The 24,447-nt window shown below is 48.2% G+C and carries 23 protein-coding genes; 9 read left to right on the forward strand and 14 right to left on the reverse strand.

Going from position 1 to position 24,447, the window contains the following annotated elements; all coding sequences use genetic code 11:
• Positions 1 to 4: 4 nt before the first annotated feature.
• Genes carA through pyrR form a run of 4 tightly spaced genes read right to left on the reverse strand, consistent with a single transcriptional unit; the run spans position 5 to position 3,897 of the window.
• The gene (carA, locus tag OEY64_00650) at positions 5 to 1,138 is read right to left on the reverse strand and encodes a glutamine-hydrolyzing carbamoyl-phosphate synthase small subunit (protein ID MDH5541448.1); all 1,134 of its coding nucleotides are present in this window, start codon (positions 1,136 to 1,138) and stop codon (positions 5 to 7) included.
• Complete coding sequence (locus OEY64_00655) at positions 1,135 to 2,415, reverse strand: dihydroorotase (protein MDH5541449.1); 1,281 nt, start codon at positions 2,413 to 2,415, stop codon at positions 1,135 to 1,137. The genes carA and OEY64_00655 overlap by 4 nt, the downstream gene beginning before the upstream one ends.
• Positions 2,415 to 3,353 (reverse strand): aspartate carbamoyltransferase catalytic subunit, encoded by a 939-nt coding sequence (locus OEY64_00660; GenBank protein ID MDH5541450.1) that lies wholly within the window; start codon positions 3,351 to 3,353, stop codon positions 2,415 to 2,417. The genes OEY64_00655 and OEY64_00660 overlap by 1 nt, the downstream gene beginning before the upstream one ends.
• A complete protein-coding gene (pyrR, locus tag OEY64_00665) occupies positions 3,346 to 3,897 on the reverse strand; it encodes a bifunctional pyr operon transcriptional regulator/uracil phosphoribosyltransferase PyrR (protein ID MDH5541451.1) in 552 nt (183 codons plus the stop codon). The genes OEY64_00660 and pyrR overlap by 8 nt, the downstream gene beginning before the upstream one ends.
• Positions 3,898 to 4,167: 270 nt before the next feature.
• Here pyrR and OEY64_00670 point away from each other — a divergent pair, with 270 nt between their 5' ends.
• Complete coding sequence (locus OEY64_00670) at positions 4,168 to 4,881, forward strand: NAD-dependent deacylase (protein ID MDH5541452.1); 714 nt, start codon at positions 4,168 to 4,170, stop codon at positions 4,879 to 4,881.
• Between the two features lie 8 nt (positions 4,882 to 4,889).
• On the opposite strand, the gene glnD is transcribed toward OEY64_00670, so the two are convergent.
• Both glnD and ubiE read right to left on the reverse strand, forming a co-directional pair.
• A complete protein-coding gene (glnD, locus tag OEY64_00675) occupies positions 4,890 to 7,478 on the reverse strand; it encodes a [protein-PII] uridylyltransferase (protein MDH5541453.1) in 2,589 nt (862 codons plus the stop codon).
• Between the two features lie 52 nt (positions 7,479 to 7,530).
• Positions 7,531 to 8,223, reverse strand: coding sequence for a bifunctional demethylmenaquinone methyltransferase/2-methoxy-6-polyprenyl-1,4-benzoquinol methylase UbiE (gene ubiE / locus OEY64_00680; GenBank protein ID MDH5541454.1), 693 nt, complete (start codon positions 8,221 to 8,223; stop codon positions 7,531 to 7,533).
• Positions 8,224 to 8,489: 266 nt separating this feature from the next.
• On the opposite strand from ubiE, the gene OEY64_00685 reads away from it, so the two are divergent.
• Together OEY64_00685 and OEY64_00690 are read left to right on the forward strand one after the other, a co-directional pair.
• Positions 8,490 to 9,239, forward strand: a complete 750-nt coding sequence (locus tag OEY64_00685) for a MotA/TolQ/ExbB proton channel family protein (protein ID MDH5541455.1) — start codon at positions 8,490 to 8,492, stop codon at positions 9,237 to 9,239.
• Positions 9,240 to 9,254: 15 nt separating this feature from the next.
• Complete coding sequence (locus tag OEY64_00690; protein ID MDH5541456.1) at positions 9,255 to 10,013, forward strand: OmpA family protein; 759 nt, start codon at positions 9,255 to 9,257, stop codon at positions 10,011 to 10,013.
• On the opposite strand, the gene OEY64_00695 is transcribed toward OEY64_00690, so the two are convergent.
• Together OEY64_00695 and OEY64_00700 are read right to left on the reverse strand one after the other, a co-directional pair.
• On the reverse strand, positions 10,010 to 10,771 hold the full coding sequence (locus OEY64_00695; protein ID MDH5541457.1) for a hypothetical protein: 762 nt from the start codon (positions 10,769 to 10,771) through the stop codon (positions 10,010 to 10,012). The two genes, OEY64_00690 and OEY64_00695, sit on opposite strands and share 4 nt — an antisense overlap.
• Complete coding sequence (locus OEY64_00700; protein MDH5541458.1) at positions 10,771 to 11,559, reverse strand: flagellar motor protein MotB; 789 nt, start codon at positions 11,557 to 11,559, stop codon at positions 10,771 to 10,773. Before OEY64_00700 ends, OEY64_00695 begins: the two co-directional genes overlap by 1 nt.
• Before the next feature lie 225 nt (positions 11,560 to 11,784).
• On the opposite strand from OEY64_00700, the gene OEY64_00705 reads away from it, so the two are divergent.
• From OEY64_00705 to OEY64_00720, 4 genes are all read left to right on the forward strand, one after another.
• On the forward strand, positions 11,785 to 12,543 hold the full coding sequence (locus OEY64_00705; GenBank protein ID MDH5541459.1) for a CvpA family protein: 759 nt from the start codon (positions 11,785 to 11,787) through the stop codon (positions 12,541 to 12,543).
• Positions 12,544 to 12,609: 66 nt separating this feature from the next.
• A complete protein-coding gene (locus OEY64_00710) occupies positions 12,610 to 14,289 on the forward strand; it encodes a SpoIIE family protein phosphatase (GenBank protein ID MDH5541460.1) in 1,680 nt (559 codons plus the stop codon).
• Between the two features lie 54 nt (positions 14,290 to 14,343).
• Positions 14,344 to 14,688, forward strand: coding sequence for an STAS domain-containing protein (locus tag OEY64_00715; GenBank protein MDH5541461.1), 345 nt, complete (start codon positions 14,344 to 14,346; stop codon positions 14,686 to 14,688).
• Between the two features lie 165 nt (positions 14,689 to 14,853).
• Positions 14,854 to 16,314: a DEAD/DEAH box helicase gene (locus OEY64_00720; protein MDH5541462.1), complete on the forward strand. Its 1,461-nt coding sequence runs from the start codon at positions 14,854 to 14,856 to the stop codon at positions 16,312 to 16,314.
• A gap of 234 nt (positions 16,315 to 16,548) precedes the next feature.
• Here OEY64_00720 and purE read toward each other — a convergent pair whose 3' ends face one another.
• The 3 genes from purE to OEY64_00735 form a co-directional block, all read right to left on the reverse strand.
• Positions 16,549 to 17,013, reverse strand: coding sequence for a 5-(carboxyamino)imidazole ribonucleotide mutase (gene purE, locus OEY64_00725; protein MDH5541463.1), 465 nt, complete (start codon positions 17,011 to 17,013; stop codon positions 16,549 to 16,551).
• Between the two features lie 117 nt (positions 17,014 to 17,130).
• Positions 17,131 to 17,907 (reverse strand): ABC transporter permease, encoded by a 777-nt coding sequence (locus OEY64_00730; GenBank protein MDH5541464.1) that lies wholly within the window; start codon positions 17,905 to 17,907, stop codon positions 17,131 to 17,133.
• A complete protein-coding gene (locus tag OEY64_00735; GenBank protein ID MDH5541465.1) occupies positions 17,904 to 18,818 on the reverse strand; it encodes an ATP-binding cassette domain-containing protein in 915 nt (304 codons plus the stop codon). Before OEY64_00735 ends, OEY64_00730 begins: the two co-directional genes overlap by 4 nt.
• A 64-nt stretch (positions 18,819 to 18,882) precedes the next feature.
• Here OEY64_00735 and OEY64_00740 point away from each other — a divergent pair, with 64 nt between their 5' ends.
• A complete protein-coding gene (locus tag OEY64_00740) occupies positions 18,883 to 19,527 on the forward strand; it encodes a YdcF family protein (GenBank protein MDH5541466.1) in 645 nt (214 codons plus the stop codon).
• Between the two features lie 20 nt (positions 19,528 to 19,547).
• Here the strand turns inward: OEY64_00740 and OEY64_00745 are convergent, their stop codons facing one another.
• From OEY64_00745 to OEY64_00755, 3 genes are all read right to left on the reverse strand, one after another.
• Positions 19,548 to 20,774, reverse strand: coding sequence for a type II secretion system F family protein (locus OEY64_00745; protein MDH5541467.1), 1,227 nt, complete (start codon positions 20,772 to 20,774; stop codon positions 19,548 to 19,550).
• A gap of 37 nt (positions 20,775 to 20,811) precedes the next feature.
• A complete protein-coding gene (locus tag OEY64_00750; protein MDH5541468.1) occupies positions 20,812 to 21,498 on the reverse strand; it encodes a class I SAM-dependent methyltransferase in 687 nt (228 codons plus the stop codon).
• 79 nt (positions 21,499 to 21,577) lie between these two features.
• On the reverse strand, positions 21,578 to 23,281 hold the full coding sequence (locus OEY64_00755; protein MDH5541469.1) for an ATPase, T2SS/T4P/T4SS family: 1,704 nt from the start codon (positions 23,279 to 23,281) through the stop codon (positions 21,578 to 21,580).
• Between the two features lie 324 nt (positions 23,282 to 23,605).
• Here OEY64_00755 and OEY64_00760 point away from each other — a divergent pair, with 324 nt between their 5' ends.
• Positions 23,606 to 24,442, forward strand: coding sequence for a PHP domain-containing protein (locus OEY64_00760; GenBank protein MDH5541470.1), 837 nt, complete (start codon positions 23,606 to 23,608; stop codon positions 24,440 to 24,442).
• Positions 24,443 to 24,447: the final 5 nt, after the last annotated feature.

Consider the following 24,447-nt stretch of genomic DNA (forward strand, 5'->3'; position numbering starts at 1 on the left):
TTTCTTATCCTGCTTTCCTGAATTCTCTCATCAAGTTAATAAATTGCGTGAAATGGCCTGTAGTGTCATGCGGCCCGGGCGACGCTTCGGGATGGTATTGAACGGAGAACGCCGGATATTTTTTATGGCGAACACCTTCGATGGTTCCATCATATAGAGAGTAGTGCGTAACTGCCAGATCTTCCGGCATATTTTCGTTTACCACAGCGAATCCGTGGTTTTGAGATGTAATCCGCACCACCTTTCCGGCCTCGATGTCCATGACAGGGTGGTTGATGCCTCGATGGCCGAATTTCAGTTTGAAAGTCTTCGCCCCCATTGCCAGACAGAAAATCTGATGTCCCAGGCAGATCCCGAATATCGGAAGTTTGCCGAGCAACTCCCGTATAGTATCCCTTACGACAGTGACAGGCTCCGGGTCCCCCGGTCCGTTTGATAGAAATAGGCCGTCCGGCTTTGCCGCCATGATCTCATTTGCGGGAGTGGATGCCGGGAATAGCGTTACCCTGCAGCCTGCGTCGCTGAGATGGCGGAGGATGTTCCTTTTTATTCCGAGATCGAGAGCCGCAACATGCAGAACATCTTTATCGGAGGATGTATCACGGAAGCCGTTTCCAAGCCTCCAAAGACCTTCGGTATGTTCTGTTTTTGTTTTTCGGGTTACTTCCTTTACCAGGTTGGAACCTTTCATAAGCGGGAGCGACGACGCTTTTTCCGCCGTGCACTTCGGGCTTTCGCACATGACTGTAACCACTCCGCGCATGGAGCCTTTATCCCTGATATGCCTCGTAAGCGCCCTTGTATCTATTCCGGAAATTCCCATTACGCCCTGCTCCTTCAGATACTGGTCGAGGCTTTTTTGGGAGCGGAAGTTGCTTGTAATTCGGCTCAGTTCCTTTATTACCATCCCCTTTGCATGTACCATCTCCGATTCTTCATCCTCGGAGGTAATTCCGTAGTTGCCGATGAGGGGGTTGGTGAATACAACTATCTGCCCGTGGTATGAGGGGTCGGTGAGCACCTCCTGGTATCCGCTGAGCGAAGTATTGAAAACAACCTCTCCCCATGTCTGCCCTTCCAGGCCAAAGGCTTCCCCTTCAAAGTGCCGTCCGTCCTCAAGTACCAGTATTGCTTTCATAAATCTGCCGAATTATACACAATATTTCCGCCGACAATCGTAATCAGATTTTGCCCTTTCATCTCCGCTCCTTTGAACGGGGTATTTCGCCCTTTGCTGAAAAATTTCTCGGGCTGAACCTTCCAAACTCGTTCAGCATCGAAAATGCAGATATCAGCCGGTGCCCCTTTGGCGAGACTCCCTCCCGGGAGATTGAATATCGAAGCAGGCCTGTTTGTAAACAGTGCGATCATTTGCGTCAGGGTGATAAGGCCATCATCAACAAGCCTGAGCGCGAGCGGGAGCGCGGTTTCAAGCCCTACAACGCCGAACGGGGCGATATCTATCTCCGTCTCTTTTTCCCACTCGGCATGCGGCGCATGGTCTGTCGCTATGCAGTCGATCGTTCCGTCCGCTATACCTTTTCTAATCGCTTGAAGGTCCTCTTCGGCTCTGAGCGGAGGATTCATCTTGTAATTGGAATTCAGGCCGGCGAGCTCCTTTTCAGTGAGGATGAAATGGTGCGGAGCGACTTCGCATGTGACCTTGATCCCGCTTGCTTTCGCGTCTCGCACCGCTTCCACTGTTTCCTTTACCGATATGTGGGCAAGGTGAACGGGGACACCGGTGTATTGCGATATCAGGATATTTCTTGCGGCGACGGAAGATTCAGCGGTGGACGGAATCCCTTTGATGCCGAATCTGGCGGAAATTTCCCCCTCGTTTATGATTCCACCTTTTGCGGAGGAATCCTCGCAATGCTCAACAACCGTAAGGCCGAACATCGAGCCGTATTCCATTGCGTTTCGAATAATGGTGGGGCTGGTTACGCATCTCCCGTCGTCGGAAAGGGCTACGATCCCCGCTTCCTTCATCTCGCCAATTTCGGCAAGCTCCTTCCCGTTAAGCCCTTTTGTTACCGCGCCAATGGGGTAGACGCGGCATGATCCGGCGCTCTCCCCTTTTTCGATAATTGAGGCGGTGACGGTGCCGTTATCGTTAACTGGGCTGGTGTTTGCCATGCAGCATACGGAAGTAAATCCGCCAGCGGCAGCGGAACGCGCGCCGGTCTCTATGGTTTCCTTGTATTCAAATCCGGGTTCGCGGAAGTGCACATGAAGGTCGATGAAACCGGGGGCGACGATAAAGCCTTTTGCGTCGACGATCTTCGCCTTGTCGGCTTTCATGTTCTTAGATATCCCGGCGATAACCCCTTTCGATATTAATATGTCGGTGATCTCGTCGAGGCCGGAGGCTGGATCTATGACGCGCCCGTTTTTAATAATGATGTCGCTCATCACTCGCTCCCCCCGCAAAGAAGGTAAAGGACAGCCATCCTCATGGCGACACCGTGCGTGACCTGGTAGAGGATTACCGACCACTCGCCGTCGGCGACCTCGGCGGATATTTCCACCCCTCTGTTGATAGGGCCCGGATGCATGATGATCACATCCTTCTTGGCGTTTTTCATAACCTTTGGATTCAGGCAGTAGTAGCTAGAATACTCTCTCAGCGAAGGGAAAAGCCCCTGCTCCATTCTTTCCGATTGGATCCTGAGCATCATAATTACATCAGCATTTTCCACAGCCTCGTTTATCTTGTGCGTGATCTTAGCCTTGAATATATTTTTGGCCCTCGGCAGAAGCGTTGGTGGGGCGCAGAGCGTGATGTTTGCGCCAAGTTTGTTAAGGGCGGCGATATTGGAGCGGGCTACACGGGAGTGAAGTATGTCGCCGATTATGCTCACGTTCAGGTTTTCGAAATTTTTATTGCTGTCGGCGATGGTCATCAAGTCGAGGAGTGCCTGCGTCGGATGGGATGAGGCGCCGTCCCCGGCGTTGATAACGGAGCATCCAGCGATCTTTGAAGCGTACAGAGGGGCGCCCGAGGATGAATGCCTTATCACGATAGCGTCCGGCTTCATCGCCGCGATGTTCAGTATCGTGTCCTTAAAACTCTCCCCTTTCGTGAGGGAAGATGTTTTAACAGAGATGTTTATCACATCGGCAGAGAGCCTCTTTCCAGCGATCTCAAAAGAGGTCCTTGTCCTTGTGGAAGGCTCGAAAAAAAGGTTTACTACTGTTTTGCCCCGCAGTGTTGGCACCTTTTTGATCTTTCTTTCGGAAATCTCCTTGAACCGCTTCGCGGTATTGATAAGGCCGAGTATTTCGTCCTTGGTAAGGTCATTGATGTTAAGGAGATGTTTCCCCAGGAAATGGCTTTCGGCTTCAGTCATTGCTGCCGTCCTTCAGGATTACTTGGTCCTTGCCGTCGATTTCGTTGAGCATTACCTGTACTCGCTGCTCTCGCGTGGTTGGTATGTTTTTTCCGACATAGTCGGGGCGGATAGGGAGTTCGCGATGCCCCCTGTCGAGAAGAACGGCGAGCTGTACCTTTGCCGGTCTTCCGAAATCTATCAGGTGGTCGACAGCTGCTCTTATCGACCGGCCGGTAAAGAGAACGTCGTCCACAAGGACGATGGTTTTCCCTGAAAGGTTTTCAGGAATATGGGTCTTTTCCACGTTCATTGTCGGCCTAACCTCGTGAACATCGTCACGGTAGAAGGTGATATCCATCTCGCCGAGCGGTATATCAATTCCTTTAATGTTTTTTATATTGTCAGCTATCCGCTTTGAGAGCGGTACGCCCCGGGTAAATATCCCGACAAGTACGATGGAAGAAAGGTCTAAATTTTTCTCTATGATCTCATGGGAGATGCGGGAAAGGGTACGAGAAATTTCTTCTTCGCCGAGCAGGAGCTGCTCTTTTGCGTTACTCATGAACTGAATCCCATGGTGCAGAAGTTTTTTGGTGCAATTGCGCTTAACGCAGTCATTTCGTTCCTCCTTTTGTGAGCCTCACAGGACCCCCTTTAAAAAGGTAATTAATTGTTTCGGGCGTAAGATTAGCAGGTTTACAGGTTTCTTACAATGGGGAAAGAGTGGTCGAAAAAGAAAATATCCAATTTTAAAAAGTATGGGCAAAACAGGACGATTTCCGCATGTGATAAAATTACACAGCTATGAAAACAGGCCGATAAGGGGGTTGGAATGGAACTGGAAAAAGCCAGGAAAAAGCTAGCCGAAGCTGGGAGCGTCGCGATACTGACCGGCGCTGGAGTTTCAGCCGAAAGCGGTGTGCCCACCTTCAGGGGCGAGGGGGGGCTTTGGAGAAATTACCGGGCGGAAGAGCTTGCAACCCCGGATGCTTTTGAGAGAAATCCTTCGCTGGTTTGGGAGTGGTATGACTGGCGGCGCGGCATCCTCGCTCCGCTAAAACCGAACCCGGGTCATTTCGCCATAGCCGGGATGGAAAAGAAATTCGACAATTTCCTCCTCATCACGCAGAACGTGGACGGCCTTCACGCAAAGGCAGGGAGCAGGAAAATGGTGGAGCTCCACGGCAACATCTGGAAGGTGAGGTGCCTTGCGGACGGTAAGGTTAGCGACAACCATGAGACACCATTGAAAACGCTTCCGCCGAGGTGCGAATGCGGGAGTATGTTGAGACCCCATATTGTCTGGTTCGGGGAGTCGCTTGATGCAGGGGTGATAGAGGCGGCGTTTTCCGCGGCGAGGGATTGCGAGGTTTTCATTGTTGCCGGGACATCGTCGCTCGTTCAGCCAGCGGCATCGCTTGCCGGGATAGCCAAGGAATCGGGGGCGTATGTAATCGAGATCAATCCGGAAGCTACGCCGGTATCCGGGATGGTGGACGCCAGCATCAGGGGGAAGTCCGGCGAGGTGCTGCCATTGCTGGTTTAAAGATGTTGCTACAGGATCTGCAGGAGGCTTTTTTTTATCGAGTCCATCCGTTCCGAGTGAATGATCTTCTTTCCGTCCGGCTCCGAGACGTAAAAGACATTTAGCGCTCGGTGCCCTTCTGTAGTTATCCGCGCTGAGAAGATATCCACTTTCTGGTCGCTTAACACGCGCGTCGATTCGTATAGAAGCCCAAGCCTGTCGCGCGAATAAGTCTCAATGACCGTATGCGCGAATGATACGTCGTTCATTATGTTTATTTCAGGCGTTATTGAGGGAAGGCTGTCGCCTATTGTCATCATCTTTTTCCGGCTTCTAAGGAGATCCTCGACATTAATAGAGCCGGAGAGGACATTTTTAATTTCATTTTCTACACGGTTGATCATGGCTTCGTCGGTAACCGTTTTTTCATCAAGGCCGTTGATCCTGAAGATGTCGACCGCGATGCCGTCACCCCTGGTGAATATCTGGGAGTCGAGTATGTTGAAGTTTTTTGATGTTAGTGTTCCCACAAGTTTCTGAAGAAGGCCGAGAGAATTTTTTGTGACGATGGTGATTTCCCCCGGTTCGTGCTTTGAGATAAGCCGATAGCCTGTTGCGGCGGATTCGTTCGAGTCGAGGTATGCCTGAAAGATTTCAGCGTCTTCTTCAGCGTGTAGTGGGTCGCGAATAAGCAGGTATCTTTCCGGCATTCCTGCCGCGAATCGCGCGGCGGTTCGAGAAAGTTTCGCATAAAATTCTTCCTTGACCATTTCCGGCTTTTCGGCGGTTTCCCCTTTTTCGAGTACGGCAAAGGCCTTTTGATAAAGTTCCTTGAGTAGCGAACCTTTCCACGAGTTCCATATGCCGGGCCCAACAGCGGTGGTATCGGCAAAGGTTAGGAGATAGAGCCTCTTCAATGTTGTTGTATCGCCGATCTTTTCGCAAAAATCGGTTACTACCTTGTCGTCATGCAGATCCCTCCTCTGGGCAACCATGTTCATGAGGATATGGTGGCGGACAAGTTTGCAGATCGTGCCTATTTCATCTTCTTCATAGCCGAGATTTCTGACAGACTCTTCATCGATCTCCGTTTCTTCACCATGATCCCCTGAGCTTTTTCCCATGTCGTGGAAAAGTATGGCCGCTCTTACGAGGTCTTTTCTGTTTTCCTTTTCGTAGAGGGAGCGTAGGATGCTGCATTCCCCAAGTTCGTTTCGCTTCAGGTTGTCGAATTCCGATATCGCCCTGAATGTATGGTCGTCCACCGTGAATTTATGGTAGAGGTCGAACGGGGTGAGGAATCGTATTGCCCGCAGTTCCGGGATAATGGTAGTCAGGATCTTTGTGTCGCGAAGGACGTTAAGCGCGCTGAAAGGGTCGTCTTCCTTCAGCAGGTCGCGAAAGTGCCTGGATATCTCTTCCCTGTCCGGTTTTTCCTTTTTCCATATTCTCCCCACTTCAAGAAATATCTTTCGCAACCCCGTGGAAGGCTTGAGCCTTTTTCTGACCATGTGGCTCAGTATCAGAAATATTTTTTCAGGCAAGGAGGCAAGCTGGTTGGGAGTTATATCCGTCAGGTATATCTCTTCAGGCCCGGCAAAAATATTTTTATCGATCTTTTTATGGCTTGGCTTGAATGAGAATCTTGAGCTTTCGGAGCGATACCTCCTGGCCTGGTCGAGGATGGAATTGCTGAATCTGTATATGACATCGGCTGCGCGGTAGTAATCGCGCATCATTTGCTTTGGCGATTCCTTGTCGTCGTCTCCGTAGCCAAGCCTTTTTGCTACCTTGGGCTGCATTGAATAGGAGAGCACATCGTTCGGGACATCCTGCTGGAAATGAAGGTCGCACCTTATCTTCAGGAGGAAATCGACAGCGCGGCGAACCTCTTCAGTTTCGGAATTGCCGGCCAGTCCGCGTGAATTGATAGCGCTTAGTGTATTAACTCCGTACTGCGCGTAGGCAACCCAGAGCGCGGTGTGATAATCCCTGAGCGTTCCAGGGGATTTTTTAAGGTCCGGTTCCGTAAGAAATATCGAGTTGTAAAAAGTATTGTGGCGCAACTCGGTCTCCTGCTGTTTGAGTCGGACATACTGGTGCGGTTTGGCGGACAATGTTTTTTTTCTGAACTGTCTTGTAAATGAATTGTAGAGGTCGATATTGCCAAGGATGAAACGTGCTTCCATCATCGCCGTTTTGCTAATCAGGTCGTTTTCGGCAATTTTTATGCAGTCATCCGTGGATCGGGTGGAGTGGCCGACCTTGAAACCGATGTCCCACAGGTAGGGGATGATCCCGGTTTGTTCCGTGTTTTTCCGGTGGAGACGTTCTGGTTTATAGAGGAAGAGAAGATCAATGTCGGACTTTGGGCAGAGTTCCTGTCGGCCGTATCCGCCAAGCGCGGCTAGTGCAAAGCCGTTGGCCGTAATGCTTTTATCTCCCTTTGGACTGCCGTCGATTTCCATGAAAAGATCGCTGATTATCCCGTCAGTGATAGAAGTGAGTTCCTGGCAAGTTTCGAATCCGCCGGATTTTCCGGTATTAAGGAGATGTTTTTTTTCAAGCCCGGATTTTGAGAGTTTCAGCCGTTCAATGTATTTCGCGATATTTTTCAAATGGGCATCCTTAAAAATTCAGTTGCGAATGCAACAGAAGCGCAAATTTTCATTACCCCGGTTTCTCAGCGTAAATAAGGTCGCATATTCCGAACGTAAGGGGCGTAACCGATATGTTGATGAATCCGGATGATTGAAATATCTCGGCGAGGATCTTCCTGTTCGGAAAGTTTACCGCTGAAAGCGGTAGGTAAGTGTATGCCTCGCTATGGCCGGAAATAAGTCTGCCGATAATAGGGAGTATTCTTGTGAAGTAGAAGAGGTATACCGCCTTGATAATCGAGTTTTCAGGGGTGGTGAATTCCAGGATAACGGTTCTGCCCCCCGGTTTCAGCACTCGCAGAATTTCTTTCAGTCCCGTTTCCAGCTTTTCAAAGTTGCGGATTCCGAAAGCGCAAGTGATCCCGGCAAAGGAATTGTCCCTGAATCCCAGCGAGAGTGCGTCACCCCGCACAATTTTAATATTTTTCCCGGCGGTTTTCTTTCTGGCTATTTCCAGCATTGCCTGGCTGAAATCTGCGGCAACGATCGGCGACGTTCCGTCCTGTTTCCGTAACTCAAGAGAGAAGTCGCAAGTTCCCGAAGCAAGGTCGAGATAAAGGCCGTTTTTTGGGGCAAGTTTCCTAGCTCCAAGCTTTCTCCAATATCTGTCGATGCCTCCACTAAGTATCCGGTTGAGGAGGTCATAGCTTGAGGCAATCTCGGAAAACATTCTGCTGATCTTGGCGGAATTTTTTTGCACCATAGTATGTAACTTTACAGCATGCAACGAGGTTTAGACAATTCAATGATTTGCGCCGAGAAGATTATCTCTCTGTTTTGCATTTAAAACTATTCCTGCTTTTAATATTTACTTCAATCCTGATATGGTTTATTTATTAACACTTCGGAAATTTGTAGCTATATATTACATGGAGCAGGTCTTAGATATAATAAGAACCTTCGGAAATGCTTAATAATATAAGAATTTGGTCGATGAGATGATAAACGTTTTGAAGGGTGACATCTGAAGTGGATTTTGGCACATTACTCGGTCTGATACTCGGTCTCGGTCTTATATTCGGGGCAATAATAAGCGGTGGCGACATCGGCGGCTTTATAGACGTTCCCAGTATAATGATAGTGTTTGGCGGTACTTTGGCGGGCACCATGGTCATGTTTCCGCTTAGCCAAGTTCTTGGCTCCATAAAAGTAGCCCTTAATGCCATGAAAGTAAGCGGTCACGACCCTGCGCGAATTATCAGGCAGATGATGGAGATCGCCAAAAAAGCTAGAAAGGACGGCCTTCTCTCTTTGCAGAATTTCAAGTCGACCGACCGTTTTTTAAACAAGGCGATGCAAATGACCGTGGACGGGATGGATCAAAATGTCATCCGCGAGGTTCTCACCACCGAGATTGAGAAGCTCCGCTTCAGGCATATGACCGGAGCGCAGTTTTTCGAGCAGGTAGGGCTCCTTGCGCCGGCATTTGGAATGATAGGAACGCTCGTGGGACTTGTGCAGATGTTGCAGAATCTCAGCGATCCGTCGTCCATCGGACCGGCCATGGCTGTTGCTTTGTTGACAACGTTTTACGGGGCGATCTTTGCCAACCTGGTCTGCATCCCGATAGCTAAAAAGCTCGAGATTCGCTCAGCGGAAGAGACGATAAGCCTGGAGCTGATAATGGAAGGGGTAATTTCCATTATCAAGAAGGAGAATCCGTCCATAATGAAGTCAAAACTGAACGCGTTCCTCAATCCTAAACTTCAGCACAAGTAGGAGAGCCTCCTTTGTATGGCTAAAGTTGAGAAAAAGCAGAACATTGTACCGTTGTGGTACGTTACCTTTGCCGACCTCTCGACGCTCATGCTCACCTTTTTTGTACTTCTCCTCTCATTCGCGAATTTCGACATCATCAAATTCAAGGATATGCTTGGCTCTGTAAAGGACGCCTTTGGCGTAACCGAGGAGCGTGTCGGTAAGGTGGTGCCCTACCTCTCCGGCGAGGAGAGTTTTCAGTCTGGCAAAAAAAAGGAAAAGGAAATTTCCGCGGAACAGAAGGCCGAGCTTCAGGCGGACGCGCAGAGTATGGAGACTCTGATCAAGGATAGCCAGCTTGCGGAAAATACCTCAATTTTCATTCAAAAGAACGAGATTGTCATAAGGGTTGATGGAGGCGTATTTTTTAAAAGCGGCACTTCGGAGATAAGCCCGCCGGCATTCAAGCTGTTAAACAACCTTGCGGAAATTCTAAAACGGTCGACCTACTACCTGACCGTTGAAGGGCACACGGACAATATGCCGATAAAAACTGAATTGTTCCCTTCGAATTGGGAGCTTTCAGGGGTGAGGGCGACGACAATTCTGCGCTACCTGGTGAAAAAGGGGATCGATGTAGACCGGTTGCGCGCGATCGGGCTGGCCGATACCCATCCAGTAATGGACAATGAATCTCCCGAAGGGAGGAGCCGGAACCGGCGGGTCGAATTCATTCTGAAGAAAATGGATGAAGAGAAGAAGGTTCCGGCTGAGCAGCCTCAGGGAGGGGTCTAGAGATCGTCCAGGCCTTTCCTCTGTTCGATATTCCCAGTCCTTCCGCGCGAGTTGTCTTTCTTCTTGTCCCCTTCCGAACTTATCGCATTGAGAGCACGGCTTTTCTCATCTGTTTTTGCCTCTTTTTTCATGCTTGAATCATCTGTTGAAAGGTTGCCAAGCTCGTCAATGGAGATCCCGGATTTTATGCTTTGACGTTTTGGTTTGGACTTCAGGTCCCCCATCACAGCCGTTTCCGATTTTTCTCCTGCATAGACCAGGTATAGGTCGTCTTTTGTTTTTAACCTTCCATCGGGTCCCATCGAAATTATCACGAATTCCCAATCGACCTTTTTATTTGCTCCTATCTCCAGTACAAGCGGGCTTCCCCACATGTCATTTTCGGTTTTCAGAGCGGAGACTTTCGGGTAAACTCCGTTTCTTTCCTTGTACCGCACGACGATATTCTGCAGGGCGAACATCCGTTTTGCGGTTTTGGATACCAGCGGATCTTCTATGCTTACACCTTTCTGCTCAAGAATATTTCTGAGGTTTTCAAACGTTTTTGTTTTGGAATATTTCTCTGTGAGTTCGAGGTATATCGCGTTGGCCTCTTCCTGATTTCCATTTTTCTCCAGCGACGCGGCTTTTTCATAAAGTTTTCTTGCAGCGAGTTCCTCAGGGAGCGAGGTCTTTTTCTCAGCTTTTTCCTCAGATGAGCAGCCGGCAAGCGAGATTGCGATCAGCGCCGCAAATATAATGAAATTGTTTTTGCTCATTATTCCACCTTTATAAATTTAAATTCTACCCTGCGGTTTTTTTTCCGGTTTTGCGGCGAGTTGTTTTCAAGCGCTGGTTTTCTGTCGGCATACCCTACTGCGGCAAGCCTCTCCTTGGGGACTCCGAATTCCAGGAGTTTCCTGAGCACAGTGGTCGCCCGGACGGTTGAAAGCTCCCAGTTTGAGGGGAATATCTTTGATTTTATGGGTATATCGTCGGTATGCCCTTCGACAAGGAGATTAAAATTATAGGAACGCATTATCTTTGAAATGCCGTTCAGAAAAGGAAAGATTTTCTCTTTAATGTCGGCTTTTCCGGAATCAAACAGCGCCGATTCGTCTATTCTCACACTTATTCCATCCTGCCCGATAAATATCTTTATATCATCTAACATCCCCTCGCGAATTGCCACATCGGTTATCAGTGACGCAAGGGCGTTTCTTTCCTGCCTTTCGGGATTTACCGGCGGCGCATTTTTCTTAATACCGAGTTTTTCCGCAAGAGAACCTTCTTCCTTTACAAGTTGATGGATCCCTTTTTCGAGTTTTTGTGAACCGAATGAGTCCTGCATGCTACCGAGCGCTTTCTGAAATTCGATAATCTCAATATTCGCGAATGAGAGAAGGAGGACGAAAAAGGTGAGCATCAGGGTAGTGAGATCCGCAAAGGTGACGATCCAGGGGGGGGCGCTCCCCTTTTTGCGAGTGGGCGGTTTTTCCAGTTCCTTTACGAATTCATCGTCGGCAATATCGGCGTAGGATGTCGAATTTTTTTCACCATTGCTCATTTTGATACTTCTTCCTAAATTTACGGTATTTTCATTTTATCCCTTTTTCGCCGCCTGATAGTAAAATTTGTTTACAATCCATCTTTTTGCAGAGGCGGTTTTATGCAGGAGATCCAGTGAATTCAGGATTTTGCTGAACTGAAAAAACATCAATAATTCATTGAAAAAACAGTATAATTAGTCCTTAATGAATAATTCAGGGAAGAATTTGCGAGGGGAGTGACAATGTCTTTCCACTGGTTCGATATAGCCGCGGGGGTCTTCCTGCTCGGCTGTGTAATCTACAGCAGTCTGCGCGGTTTTGTTAAGGATCTCTTTTCCATGCTTGCATGGGTCATCGGATATTTTGGTTCGATTAGTATCCATCCATACGCGACCCCATATACCAAACAGGTAATAAAAACCGGACTTATCGCCGACCTGGTCACCTTTTTCCTCCTCTTCGCGTTCCTGTACATATTTGTGCGTCTTCTAGGGGTACTGTCGCAAAAAAAGCTTGGGTTGCAGCATATACCATCTGAAATTGACCACGGCGCAGGCGCAATATTGGGATTCGCCAAATGGGCATTTTTCCTGGCGATATTCCTCTCCCCTTTGAATCATTTTCCAGAATTGAAAAAGGATCTTTCGGAGAATTCCTTCATGGCGTCGATTATACTTAAGGCCACGACCCAGTTTTCAGCTTCGGATGGGACAGGTCTGGAACCAGGCAATGTTTTTGAAATACCCCTCCTGACAGTAGACAGGGAGAAAGTTTCGCCCCCCCTGGAACCGGGTAATGAAGGTGGGGAGCCAACAGTAGACAGATCATCGCCTGTAAATAAAGATGAAAAAGGGGGCTCAGAAAGCGAACATGGGAAGCAGTTCAAGGTGAAGGAGATAGAGCCGATCATCAAGGCTACAACCGACGTCAAGGAGAACAAAATTGAACCGGGTGATAATCCGAACGGGATGGATGATTTTATCAAATCATTTAAGAATTGACAGGCATGCAAAACGCCGGGATTATCAATGTAGCTAACGCAGGTTTGTGAATAGCAAAATAATTTTATGGTTTTTAAAGGTATTAAGGAGAACATGAACAAGGGGATCTACCTGAGCCTCAAGGTGAAAGTTACCCTGTTTGTGGTTTTTCTTTCACTTCTTGGCCTGAGTTCTCTGGCCTACTTCTTCGTACACGTTGAGAGGAAAATGGTCCAGAAATTCGAAAAGGAAAAGGTCGATCTAATCGAGACCTTCGTCAGCAGTACATTGTATCCTGTCATGATAAACGGATCTGCTGAGGTGATGTCGAGCATTTTGGCGAGCTATAAGCATATCGCCAACATGGAGAAGGTTTTAGTCGTAAGGGTGGATGGCAAGGAAGCCTTTATGGACGATTCCACAGTGAAAGAAGTAAACGAAAGGGTCGGGTGGGAGAAGTTTTTCAAAGATCTTTCCAGTGAGCCGTCGCAGGTAATTCGGGAAAACGACAGAAATCTCATGAAAATTCTTTCTACCGGGGAGAGTGTGATCATTGAAGAAAAGGAGAAGGATAAAGGTTCATATGTAAAAATGATGATCCCGATCAAAAACGAGGCGGAGTGTCACATCTGTCATGGCGATGATCACGAAATAAGGGGTCTGCTTCTTGCCAGTTTTTCCATGAACAAGATAGAAAAAGAGGTGTCCGCCAATAACGTGGATTTCATCAAATACGCGTTTTTGGTAATTATTCTGATGTCGGGCATTTCGTTTGTTGTGTTCAGGGGGATGGTAGTAAATCCGATTGCCGATATTGTTGAGCAGGTAAATTCCGTAGTGTCGCACGACAGGTATGATTTGCGCCTTACTGAGCGGTCAAAAGACGAGATAGGCGAGATGGCGATGTCGTTCAACAGCTTCATATCTGCTGTGGAGAAATACCGCATTGAGCAGGCAAGCGAAAAAGAGAGGCTCGAGATAGCGGTACAGGAGAAAACCAGAGAGCTAAGGGAAAAGAACCGGGTAATTGAGGATGATCTAAAGATCGCGGGGAGGGTGCAGAAAGGACTTCTGCCGACCATGCTCCCTGACGTGCCGGGATATAGTTTTCATGCGGTCTGTCTGCCATGCATGTATGTTGGCGGAGATTATTACGATGTTTATCAAATCGATAATGAGCATATCGGGATATTCATCGGCGATGCTACCGGGCATGGTTCATCCGCGGCGCTCCTTGTTTCCATAGTCAAAACCCTGCTGATGTCCGACCGGAACAAGAGCCTCTCTCCGGCTGACGTCACGAAGAATATTAATGACTTTATGTACAGGAATACTCCCGATGACGTATTTTTAACGCTTTTCCTCGGCGTGATAGAAGTAAAAACAGGGAAAATGACCTATACGCTGGCCGGCCACCCTTCCCCCGTGGTTTTCAGGAGCGCCGACAACAGCCTTGAAAAGCTGGAGCTTTGCGGTGGTATGGTCGGCTCGTTCGAGGGCAACCTGTTCGAGGAGAAGGAAGTTATAATAGGAAGCGGCTCCAGAATGCTATTATACACAGATGGTCTTATCGAGGCGGCCAGCGCCAAAGGCGAAGAGTTCGGATTGGAGCGGGTAAACAGTTTGGTCAGCGGAAAGTATAATTTGCGTTCGTCTGATATTATTGGAGAGATACTTAAAACGCTGGAAACCCATACCGGTGGTGCAACACTGTCGGATGATGTTACAATGCTCGTTGTAGATTATAATAAAAACGGTAGCGGCTAATATTGTGAATTGCTGTTTTGCAAGAAGGTTTATTTTCATTTGTGAGAGGATAGAGTGAAACTTACAAGCAAAGAGATAAAGGGTGTAACAGTTTTCGAGTTGGACGGAAATATAAAGTCCATGGAGGATCTGGAAACGTTTTCCAATACGGTTGACGGCGTGATTTCAGACGGGTGCAGGAAACTTCTGCTTAACTTTGAAGGGGTGAACTTCATCAATAGCTCCGGGCTGGGGCGCCTGATCATGATAATACGGAAGATGGGGGAGGTTAAAGGAACCCTGAAGGTCTCCAATCTTGGGGATGATCTTGAAGAACTGTTCAATTTCACGAAATTGAACGAGAAAGTAAATGTATTTCCAACCGAGGAGGATGCATTAGCAGATTTTGGTAACTCCTGATGTGACGGATTCCTCTGTTTTTTCCAACCGGCCGATTTCTTCAGGGTTGGATGGAGCTCTGTATGGATTCTTTTTTGACTCCCTGTATTCATCAGGGGAAATGTTCCAAACCTATTGACGTTTTCTTTCAAACTAAAACTATTTCACATGAACGGATAATGATATATGAAATTTGATTCGCTGAATCTTGATCCCTCGCTTCTGAAGGGGATTGCCGAAATGGGGTATCAGAAATGCACCCCTGTACAGGAACAGGGGCTTCCCGAAAGCCTTTTGGGAAGGGATATTTGTATTCAGGCTCAGACCGGAACAGGCAAAACCGGCGTGTTCCTGATAACGATAATTCAAAGGCTGATTGAGATGGGACCGACAAAAGATGAAGGCAACGCAATAAGGGCCCTCATACTTGTGCCGACCAGGGAGCTTGCCGTCCAGGTGGAGACTCAGGCGATAGCTCTGTGTAAACATCTCCCTTTCAAAACGGTATCCATGTACGGGGGGGTAGGGTATGACAAACAGCAAAAAGATCTCCTTAAAAATCCGGAGATCGCCGTTGCCACCCCTGGCAGACTGATAGATTTCATTAAAAGCAGGACGGTCGATGTTTCCAGGACCTCCATCCTTGTAGTTGATGAGGCTGACAGGATGTTTGACATGGGATTCATGCCGGATGTCAGATGGATCGTAAAAAAATCTCCCGAGATAGGGAAAAAGCAGGCGATGATCCTGTCGGCCACGCTTGATGCGCGTATCAGGAGGCTCGCGGGACAGTTCATGAAAGATGCCGTTGAAGTCGAAGTAGAGCCCGATCAAATCACCGTCGACAAGGTTAAACAGCTCCTTTTTCATATCGGGCGTGAAGACAAAATGAGGCTTCTCCTCACCTTGATAGAGAAAGAGCAGATGGAAAAGCTTCTGATCTTCACGAACATGAAGCGTACCGCCGAGGATGTTTCGCGCAGACTGAATTCAAACGGGCATATAGCGGAAGCTCTGACCGGTGATGTTGCTCAGCAGAAAAGGCTGAGGCTTGTCGAAAAATTCAAGGAAAATAAGATCAATATACTCGTAGCTACCGATGTTGCGGCGCGCGGGCTTCATGTTGACGGGATAACGCATGTAATAAACTTCGACCTTCCGTCGGAAGCGGCCAGCTATGTACACAGGATAGGGAGAACGGCGAGAGCAGGCGCGGAGGGGATAGCATATACGCTCGCGTGCGAGGACCTTGTTGAGCATCTGGAGGGGATTGAAAAATATATCGAACAGAAAATAGAGATAGGGCATGTAGATTTTGAACTTGTTGATGATAAGCTCGGCAACTATCGCGCGAAGACTCCTGGAAGAAGAGGGGGTTTCGGCGGAAAGTCTGAAGGTGGATATCATGGCGCGCCAAGGGGTAGATCCAGCTCCGCTGGCGGCGGCAGAAAAACGCCCCAAAGGGAGTATGGCACGGCAAAAGAGGGGGGGGCGAAGAAACCGTTCCAGAGGAAACATCCCGAGGGAGGAAGGAAAAGTGAACATATCCCCGAAAAAAGTGCTGTAAAAAAAGGGATGAACCAAGAGGAAAGACTTGCGTACTACAAGAAAAAGTATGGGGAGTCGTTTTCTCAAGGTTCCAAATAGAATGTTTGCAAATCGGCTGGATGGGTCGAGCATCCGAAGGCCCGGTTTCGGCGCGCCGCTGGCGCTTTTATTCCTTGCGATTTTCCTTCACGGCTGTGCTTCGACAGAGCCATGCTGGAAGCCAGATTTCAGCAAGAAGGGGATAAACGGCTTCTCGGAAACAAAATGGCCCTGCTCCAGTCCATCAGGAAGTACTAGCCGATAGCGCAACTGAACAGATCTCGCTGATCTTTCCTATCGCCCGACTTCGTCAGCCATCTTTTTTATGTAGTCATCCAATTTTTTTGCAACTGTTTTATCCGAAAGGGAAAGTATCCTGACCGCGGTCAATCCGGCGTTTACCGCGCCATGAGAGCCTATTGCCATGGTAGCGACGGGAACCCCTTTCGGCATTTGCACAGTTGCCAGAAGCGCGTCCAGCCCTTTTAGCGGTCCACCTTCCATAGGGACGCCGATAACAGGTTTTGCGGTATGCGAGGCGACTACACCCGCCAGGTGCGCGGCCAAACCGGCCGCCGCGATGAATATCTTTGCCCCGGCTTTTTCCGATTCAGAAATAAGCCGTTTGGTCCTCTCCGGCGAACGGTGCGCCGAGGTAACGTGCATTTCATATGAAATCCCAAAAAGGTCCAGAGTGTCGGCGCTCTTTTGCATCGTCTCTCTGTCGGAATCGCTGCCAAACAGTATCACCACGTCCATTTTGATTTCCCTCTCAATCGGTTGTCTGTTTTTTTGAATCCTGATTTTATATTAATTTTAAAAAGGTTAAAACCTAATTTAAAAAATGGGTTCTTTCTTTGGAGTGTCGGCTTGTCCCTAGTGCCGGGGGATCAATCTGCGCCTGGTGAGGCTGATGGCTATGCCGGTGCCGACAGGTATAAAAAAAGCGAGATAAAACGCCGAGAGGATCAGGTGCGGACCGTCTCCGCCGTAGAAGAGAAACCGGTTTATCTCCACCGAATGAGGGGTTGGAAAGATGAGGAATATCCCTGAAAACCATTCAGGGAGCATGCTGGTGGGGAAATAGATCCCGGAAAAAAGGAGAAGCGGCGTGAGAAAGAGGGTGAAAAAGAAATTAAAGAATTCGTAACTCCACGCAACTGCTGAAACAGCGAGAGCCAATGCGCTAAAGGCAACTCCAAGGACAAACATGTTGAGCAGGATCATCGGTATCTGCGCGTAGGAGGTAAAAATGGAGGCGGCCATCATCACCAGTAACATGGCGAAGGTGGAAAAAAACGATTTTGTCGCTCCCCAGAGTATCTCTCCTATTACGATATCCTCTATCTCGATAGGAGTGGCGAGTATCCCTTCATAAACCTTCTGTTCCGTCATTCGTGTATATGAGCCGAAGGTGCATTCGAACGCCGCGGCTGTCATGGCGCTTGCGGCGAGCATTCCTGGGGCGAAGAATTCTATGTACGGATGACCGTCAATCTCCCTTACGAAGGCCCCAAGCCCTATCCCGATGCCGAACAGATAGAGGATCGGTTCGCCGATGTTGCCGACGATTGTCGCAAGGTAATGGCTTTTAAAAACGTCGAGGTTTCTCTGCCAAACCCGGTGCGAGCGGCGCATGTTTGGAAATCTCATTCGCGGAGGCTCCTTCCTGCAAGCCTCAGAAAGAGATCTTCCAATGTCGCGTGCCTGTGCAGTATCTTGTTGTGGCTCTGATCCATGATACGCGAGAGGATGTCAGAAGCGTTTTCGGGGTAGACGTATACCGTTTCTCCATGCTGTTCATGATGAGTTTCCAGCTGGTTCAGGAGGTAAACAATCTTTTCCATGTCCCCTGTTTCAGCGGTAACTTCTATGACGTCTTTTCCTATCTCGTTTTTTATAAGTTCTGCAGGGACCCCTTCCATCAGGATCGTGCCATGATCCATGATAGCTATCCTGTCAGTCAGTCGCTCCGCCTCTTCCATGTAATGGGTGGTCAAGATTATTGTCAGGCCGTCTTTTTTTAAAGAGGAGAGCCTCTGCCATATCAGCAGTCTTGCCTGCGGGTCGAGGCCGGTGGTCGGCTCGTCGAGGATCAGCAGGCGGGGCTGGTTTATCAGCGCCCTTGCGATGGCCAGCCTTCTCTGCATTCCGCCGGAGAGGGCGGGGATTTTTACATTTGTCTTCTCTTCAAGCTGGAGAAAAGCGAGAAGCTCCCTGGCGCGGGCTATGGCGTCGTGCCGGGGGATGTTGAAGTAGCGCGCATAGGTAACCAGATTCTGTATCACTGTCAGATCCCTGTCCAGGTTGTCGTCCTGCGAAACAATGCCGATTCTCTCCTTCACGACCCCCGCGTATTTTCCGATGTCCCTTCCAAGGACATGCAATTTTCCGCCGCTGTGCGGAATCATCCCCTGTATCATCCGGACGGTAGTGGTCTTGCCTGCTCCGTTTGGGCCGAGGAAACCGTAGCATTCGCCCGACGCAATGGCGAAGTCAATGCCGTTTACAGCCTGAAGGCCGCTGAATGTTCTCTTGAGTCCTATTGCTTCAACTATCGGCATAAAAAAATTTCCCTGTAAATGATTATGATAATATACGCAAGTCTTGGCGATGCATACAGATTTTGTGTCAATTGCGGAAACAGGGGGGAGAATGGGTACGGGGCGAAGAAATATTTTCAGAAATTCACTTGTTGCGTTTTTTGCCGTCTTTTTGCTCTCGCTGATATTTCACGCTCGGATACTTAATTACATTTCTTCATCGCTGGTCCGCTCGGATGCAATAGAGTCGGCAGAAGCGATCGTAGTCCTTGCCGGCGATGGTCAGGGGGAGAGGATGATGTCGGCGATTGAACTATACAAAAGCGGAATGGGGAAGAAGATAGTTTTCTGGGGGGGGCAGCTTTACTGGAAGATAACATGGGCGGAGCTTTATATGAGACAGCTTAAAGAGGGGGGGATCCCCGAAGCCGATTTGATCTGGTCGGAGGAAAAGCTTGCGGAGCACAGCACCGTCGGCGAGGCAATGGTTAACGTGCGCCTTATGGAGGAGAACGGAATTAAATCGTTTATCCTTGTCACCTCCCCTTACCATACCTCCAGGGCGGGGATGGTTTATGAAAAACAGATAGAGGGGAAAGGGATGCGGATGTATGTGCATCCATCCGCTGATTCCATCGTGAAAATTGAAGACTGGTGGAAAGACAGGCAAAGCGCCAAGCTGATCTATCTCGAACTTAACAAGACAATCTATTACCTATTTAAAAACTGAGTCAAAACGGCCTTCCGTGCTCAGGGGTGTACGATTTTTGTCAGATCCCATATCGGGAGAAATATCGAGAGCGCGATAAAAAGTATGATCGACCCTAGAATAAAAACCATTACCGGCTCAATATATGCGGAGAGGTTCTTGATTTCCCTTTCGGCTTCCTTGTTGAAGAAGCCCGCGATCCGTTCAAGCATCTCATCGAGTTTTCCGGATGCCTCCCCAGCGGAGATCATCTGAATAACCGCGTGAGGTACCAGCCCCCCTCTTTTTCTCAACGGTTCGGCCATCCCCGTCCCTTCCTGAACCGATGTGCCGACCTCTACGAAAACGGTTTCAAGATATTTATTCGCGGTAGCGTTTGATGAAAGGTCGATAGCCTTCAGTATCGGTATTCCGGATTTCACCAGGCATGAAAGAATGCCGCAGAACTGGGCGAACTTTATCCGTGTAATTACCGCTCCGGTAACGGGCGCTTTTAAAATAAAGTAGTGCCATTTCCCCTTCCAGGGTCCGTTCTTGATCAACCAATAGAAAATAATGATTGATAGGGCGGATGCGCCGAAAATCACCAGCCAGTTCCCGTGAAAAAAGTCGTATAGAGTTATGAGCGTCTTTGTTGCCAGGGGGAGTTCTATTTTTGCATTGGTAAAAATAGCCGAGAATTTTGGCACTACGAATGTCATGAGCGTAATAATTGCGGTTATTATCGAAACAGCTACGATCTTGGGATATCTAAGCGCCTCGCGTATTCTGTTTGCCGTTTCAAGTTCGCGTTCAAGAAGTTTTACAAGCCTTTCGAGCGTCTGGTCGAGTGTTCCGGAAATTTCGCCGGCAATAACCATGCTGGTATATGTTTCAGGAAAGATCAGCGGGTATTCCCGCATTGATTCGTTAAGCGATGCTCCATCTTCAATTTTTGATTTGATATCGGATAGAACCTGCCTGAAATAGCTGTGGTCCTCCTGTTCGGAAAGGATATCAATGGTCTGCACTATCGGTATGCCTGCTTTTAGAAGCGACGCCAGCTGAGTAGTGAAAATGATCAGTTTTTCCGGGCTAAGGCTCCCGAAACTTTTGAAGTTTTTGGCAAAAAAATCGAAAAGGTATCTCTTTCTGGCTTCAATCCTGGAAGGTATAAAACCTTCCCTTAACAACTTGTCGGCGGCGGAATTTATGTTTGTCGCGCTTATGTCCCCCTTCATGAGCGTGCCGCCAGCTCTGGATCTCGCTCTATAGGTAAACAATGGCATAACAAAATTCCCCAGGCATTATTCATTCCGGCAATCTTCAAAAGTTCAAGCCGATTTCCTTGTAAAACTCTCCGAGTGACTTTTTTAACATGCAACAGCTGCTGCGAACATTGGAAGGGATTTCCATCCCCAGGCCGCATTCCTCTCCGTGAGCATATATCACCTTGTCGACTTCTTCGTACATGCCCGTCGAAATAAAGATCGAGGGGTAATCGAGTTTAAACGTATAAACTTTTTCTTTCGGCAGATGGTGGTAGGGAGTTTTTACGGAACTGTCTGGCAGGAAATCACCGATTATCAGGCGACCGCCATCTTTCACTGTCCTGTCTATTTCGTAAAGCGCTTTCATGAGGAATTCTCTTGATACCCAGTGAAGCACATAATTCACTATCACAAGGTCGAAGGTTTCATCTTCCTTAACGGGTAGCTCCGAGATAACGCCTCTTCTGAATTCCACCGCGGGGAAGCTCTTTTTCCCATCGGTAATAGCTGCTTCAGAAGGTTCGATGCCGACACAGCGAGAGCCGACCTCATCGTGTATTCTGCCAAGTCTCCACCCGTTACTGCATCCAATCTCCAGCACGTTCTCAGGTTTTAACCCGTGAGTTTTTATCATCTCGATCGGAAAGTCTACGGCCCCTTTCCCCTTCTCGGCAAGACTCTTTTTGTTCCTTTCGAACCACTTGTCAGCCTCGCCGGCATAAAAAACTTTGTCCTGGGGCATTACTAAAAATCCTTTCATGATGAAAAATCTATTTACGGGGCATTCTACACGAGTTTACCTCCGCATAAACAGTGCGCGGTTATCGAATTGCGCATTGGATATCGGAAGTTACCCGCAGGATCTCATCTTCAGTCGTAATGCCACGGTTTACCTTCTGCATCCCGTCCATTTTCATCGTTTCCATCCGCTGGTTATTGAAGAGGAATTTTCTTATCTCAGCCACGCCAACGCACCGGGATACGATTTCGCTCAAGCCATCGTCCATCATCAGAATTTCGAATATCCCGGTCCTCCCTGCGAATCCGCTTTTATTGCAAACCAAGCAACCGCGACCATAAAAGGAGGGAGCGCTTTCATTCTCAGGCGAAGCCTCCTCACCGTTTTTGCAGGATTTTTTAATCTTACATTTCTCGCAAATTTTCCTTACAAGGCGCTGGCCAATTACCCCGGCAAGTGAGGAGGAGATCAGATACGGTTCAATGCCGAGGTCGATCAGCCGCACTACCGCGCTTGCCGCATCGTTCGTGTGGAGCGTGGTGAGTACCATATGACCAGTCATTGCCGCCTGAACGGCGATCTCGGCCGTGCTTCTATCTCGTATTTCCCCGACCATTATCATATCAGGGTCCTGGCGAAGTATTGAGCGGAGAGAGTTGGCGAAATCAAGCCCTGCTTTGATATTGATCTGGGATTGGCGCACGCCGGGGAGCCGGTACTCCACAGGATCCTCGATAGTGACGATATTCCTGCTAATGTCGTTTAGTTCATTCAGAATGGCGTACAAGGTTGTTGTCTTGCCGGAACCTGTCGGCCCGGTAACTATTACCATCCCGTGCGGTGTCCCTGTAAGTTTTAATGTTTTCTCAAGGGATGAACCGGTAAGCCCGGTTTGTATCAACGTGGTCAGTGTTGCATCCTTGCGCAAAATTCGGATAACCACATTCTCACCGTATATTGTCGGGAATGTTGAAACGCGGAATTCAACATCTTTCCCATTAATAGTAGCCATGAATCTGCCGTCCTGAGGCATTCGCGATTCTGAAATATCAAGGCGTGACACGACCTTTACCCGGCTTATCAGGAGAGATTGGAGTTTTTTAGGGATCTCCCCTGTTGGAAAAAGGACACCGTCGATCCTGTTTCGGATATTCAGTGAATTTTCATCAGGCTCAAGATGGATATCGCTTGCCCTTTCATCGACAGCTTGGCGGATAATGGCATCCAGCAGGGCGGCTACCGGAGCCATTCCTGCAGCATTATTTTGGGAGGTTTCTCCCTGCGATATCGGGGATATTTCGCCAGGCAGGAGAGGATCAACCGAGTGCATCGCATCCATGACCGTGCCGGAAATGCCGTAATTTTTTGTTATGAATCTTTCTATCTGGCTCTTGGGCGAAATGGAGACGGAAACTTTTGAATTGAGTTTAGCGGAGAGTTCGTCGATCGCCGGGATATTTAAAGGATCCGACATCGCGATGATAATGGAATTCCCATTCATCTTCACAGGAACAACGGAGTGCCTCCGTGCAAGGCTTTCAGGCAGAAGGTCTAACAGTTTTTTATCAGGTTCAACCCCTTCAAGGTCGATCACTCGAATTTCCAGCTGTTTTGCCAGGGTGGAGATGATCTCCTCTTCGGTCAGGATGCCAAGGGAAATTACCGCTTCACCGAATCTTTCGCCTGAATTTTCCAGCCGTTCAAGGATCGCGTGCCTCTGTTCGGGTGAGATTGCGCCGGTTTCCATGAGAATGTCACCCAGTTTCTTTTTTTTCCAAACCGCCACCTATCAATTTCCTCCCGAAGATTTGGTGAAGCCGATCCAGGATATTTTCAGATTTCCCCCTCTGCATTTTTAACATGCCGTAGTCGGAAAATGAAATAATTTATTGGAAATAAAGGGGGGATCGGGAGTTGCAGAATAGGATGTGTGACTTTTTCGATTTGTATATTCGTATAGATAGTCCAGAAAAAGCGTCATATGAGGCAGGGAGAGTTGAATTTGCGAGTTTAGGCATAAAAAACAATCTCTTTCAAATTTCAATTGCCATAAATGGCATGAAATGGTGTAGTATAGTCCTTTTAAAATTTAACTTGGACAGGAGGGTGTATGGCAAAAATCGTTGCAGATTTGCATTTGCACTCAAATTGTTCCGATGGGTTGAATACACCTGAGGAAATATCTGAACTGGTTGAAAACAAGGCTGTTAAGGTATTTTCTTTGACCGATCACGATTCAGTTGCGGGCCATTCGGCTTTCGACAGGTTCACAAATGGAGAGTTTATTCCCGGCATTGAATTGACATCCACCATTGAAGGGACTGAATTACACATATTGGGATATTTTATCGATTCAGCCAACAAGGAATTGCTGGAAGTTCTTGATAAAATTGCTATAAAGCGTAAATCAAGGCTTTTAAGCATTATTGAAAGGCTGAGTGCGAATTCGGATTTTGATATCGACAAGGATGAAGTGATCGCTGAGATAGGTAGCGGCTCATATAACCGCTTGAATCTCGCCAGATTCTTTCTGAAAAAAGGTTTCGCGATGAGTCTTGATGAGTGCTTCTCCCGTTATCTTGGCGAATCCGGCAGTTATTACGAGGCTGTTGATTTTTTTACATCGGGCGAGGCTATAAAACTGATCCACAACAGCGGCGGATTGGCTTTTCTTGCTCACCCCTGCGTCGGAAGCGCCCATATGTATATACCAAGGCTTGTTGAAGAGGGGCTGAACGGTATTGAGGTATACCACCCTTCGCATTCGGCGGAAAATGTCCGGTTCTGTCTCGATATCGCGGCGAAGTACTCGCTTGGGATTTGCGGCGGCAGCGACTTTCACGGAACCGAGAATTCAAAGAGGCAAATAAAGTCGTTTGGACTGGATGAAGAGCAACTTGATAATTTTTTATCAATGAATCCCGGCAGGGATTTGGTTCGTTATTAGGAGAG

The sequence above is a fragment of the Nitrospinota bacterium genome (genome assembly GCA_029881495.1).
GTDB lineage: Bacteria > Nitrospinota_A > UBA7883 > JACRGQ01 > JACRGQ01 > JAOUMJ01.

Bases quoted from the DNA above. Each gene is read 5' to 3' on its own strand.
- OEY64_00695 (MDH5541457.1), bottom strand. From the start codon at position 10,771: ATGAGCAAAAACAATTTCATTATATTTGCGGCGCTGATCGCAATCTCG.
- OEY64_00670 (MDH5541452.1), top strand. From the start codon at position 4,168: ATGGAACTGGAAAAAGCCAGGAAAAAGCTAGCCGAAGCTGGGAGCGTC.
- OEY64_00730 (MDH5541464.1), bottom strand. From the start codon at position 17,907: ATGAGATTTCCAAACATGCGCCGCTCGCACCGGGTTTGGCAGAGAAAC.
- pyrR (MDH5541451.1), bottom strand. From the start codon at position 3,897: ATGAGTAACGCAAAAGAGCAGCTCCTGCTCGGCGAAGAAGAAATTTCT.
- OEY64_00655 (MDH5541449.1), bottom strand. From the start codon at position 2,415: ATGAGCGACATCATTATTAAAAACGGGCGCGTCATAGATCCAGCCTCC.
- OEY64_00760 (MDH5541470.1), top strand. From the start codon at position 23,606: ATGGCAAAAATCGTTGCAGATTTGCATTTGCACTCAAATTGTTCCGAT.
- OEY64_00690 (MDH5541456.1), top strand. From the start codon at position 9,255: ATGGCTAAAGTTGAGAAAAAGCAGAACATTGTACCGTTGTGGTACGTT.
- carA (MDH5541448.1), bottom strand. From the start codon at position 1,138: ATGAAAGCAATACTGGTACTTGAGGACGGACGGCACTTTGAAGGGGAA.
- OEY64_00735 (MDH5541465.1), bottom strand. From the start codon at position 18,818: ATGCCGATAGTTGAAGCAATAGGACTCAAGAGAACATTCAGCGGCCTT.
- ubiE (MDH5541454.1), bottom strand. From the start codon at position 8,223: ATGGTGCAAAAAAATTCCGCCAAGATCAGCAGAATGTTTTCCGAGATT.
- OEY64_00750 (MDH5541468.1), bottom strand. From the start codon at position 21,498: ATGCCCCAGGACAAAGTTTTTTATGCCGGCGAGGCTGACAAGTGGTTC.
- purE (MDH5541463.1), bottom strand. From the start codon at position 17,013: ATGGACGTGGTGATACTGTTTGGCAGCGATTCCGACAGAGAGACGATG.
- OEY64_00660 (MDH5541450.1), bottom strand. From the start codon at position 3,353: ATGACTGAAGCCGAAAGCCATTTCCTGGGGAAACATCTCCTTAACATC.
- OEY64_00705 (MDH5541459.1), top strand. From the start codon at position 11,785: ATGTCTTTCCACTGGTTCGATATAGCCGCGGGGGTCTTCCTGCTCGGC.
- OEY64_00745 (MDH5541467.1), bottom strand. From the start codon at position 20,774: ATGCCATTGTTTACCTATAGAGCGAGATCCAGAGCTGGCGGCACGCTC.
- OEY64_00720 (MDH5541462.1), top strand. From the start codon at position 14,854: ATGAAATTTGATTCGCTGAATCTTGATCCCTCGCTTCTGAAGGGGATT.
- OEY64_00700 (MDH5541458.1), bottom strand. From the start codon at position 11,559: ATGAGCAATGGTGAAAAAAATTCGACATCCTACGCCGATATTGCCGAC.
- OEY64_00710 (MDH5541460.1), top strand. From the start codon at position 12,610: ATGGTTTTTAAAGGTATTAAGGAGAACATGAACAAGGGGATCTACCTG.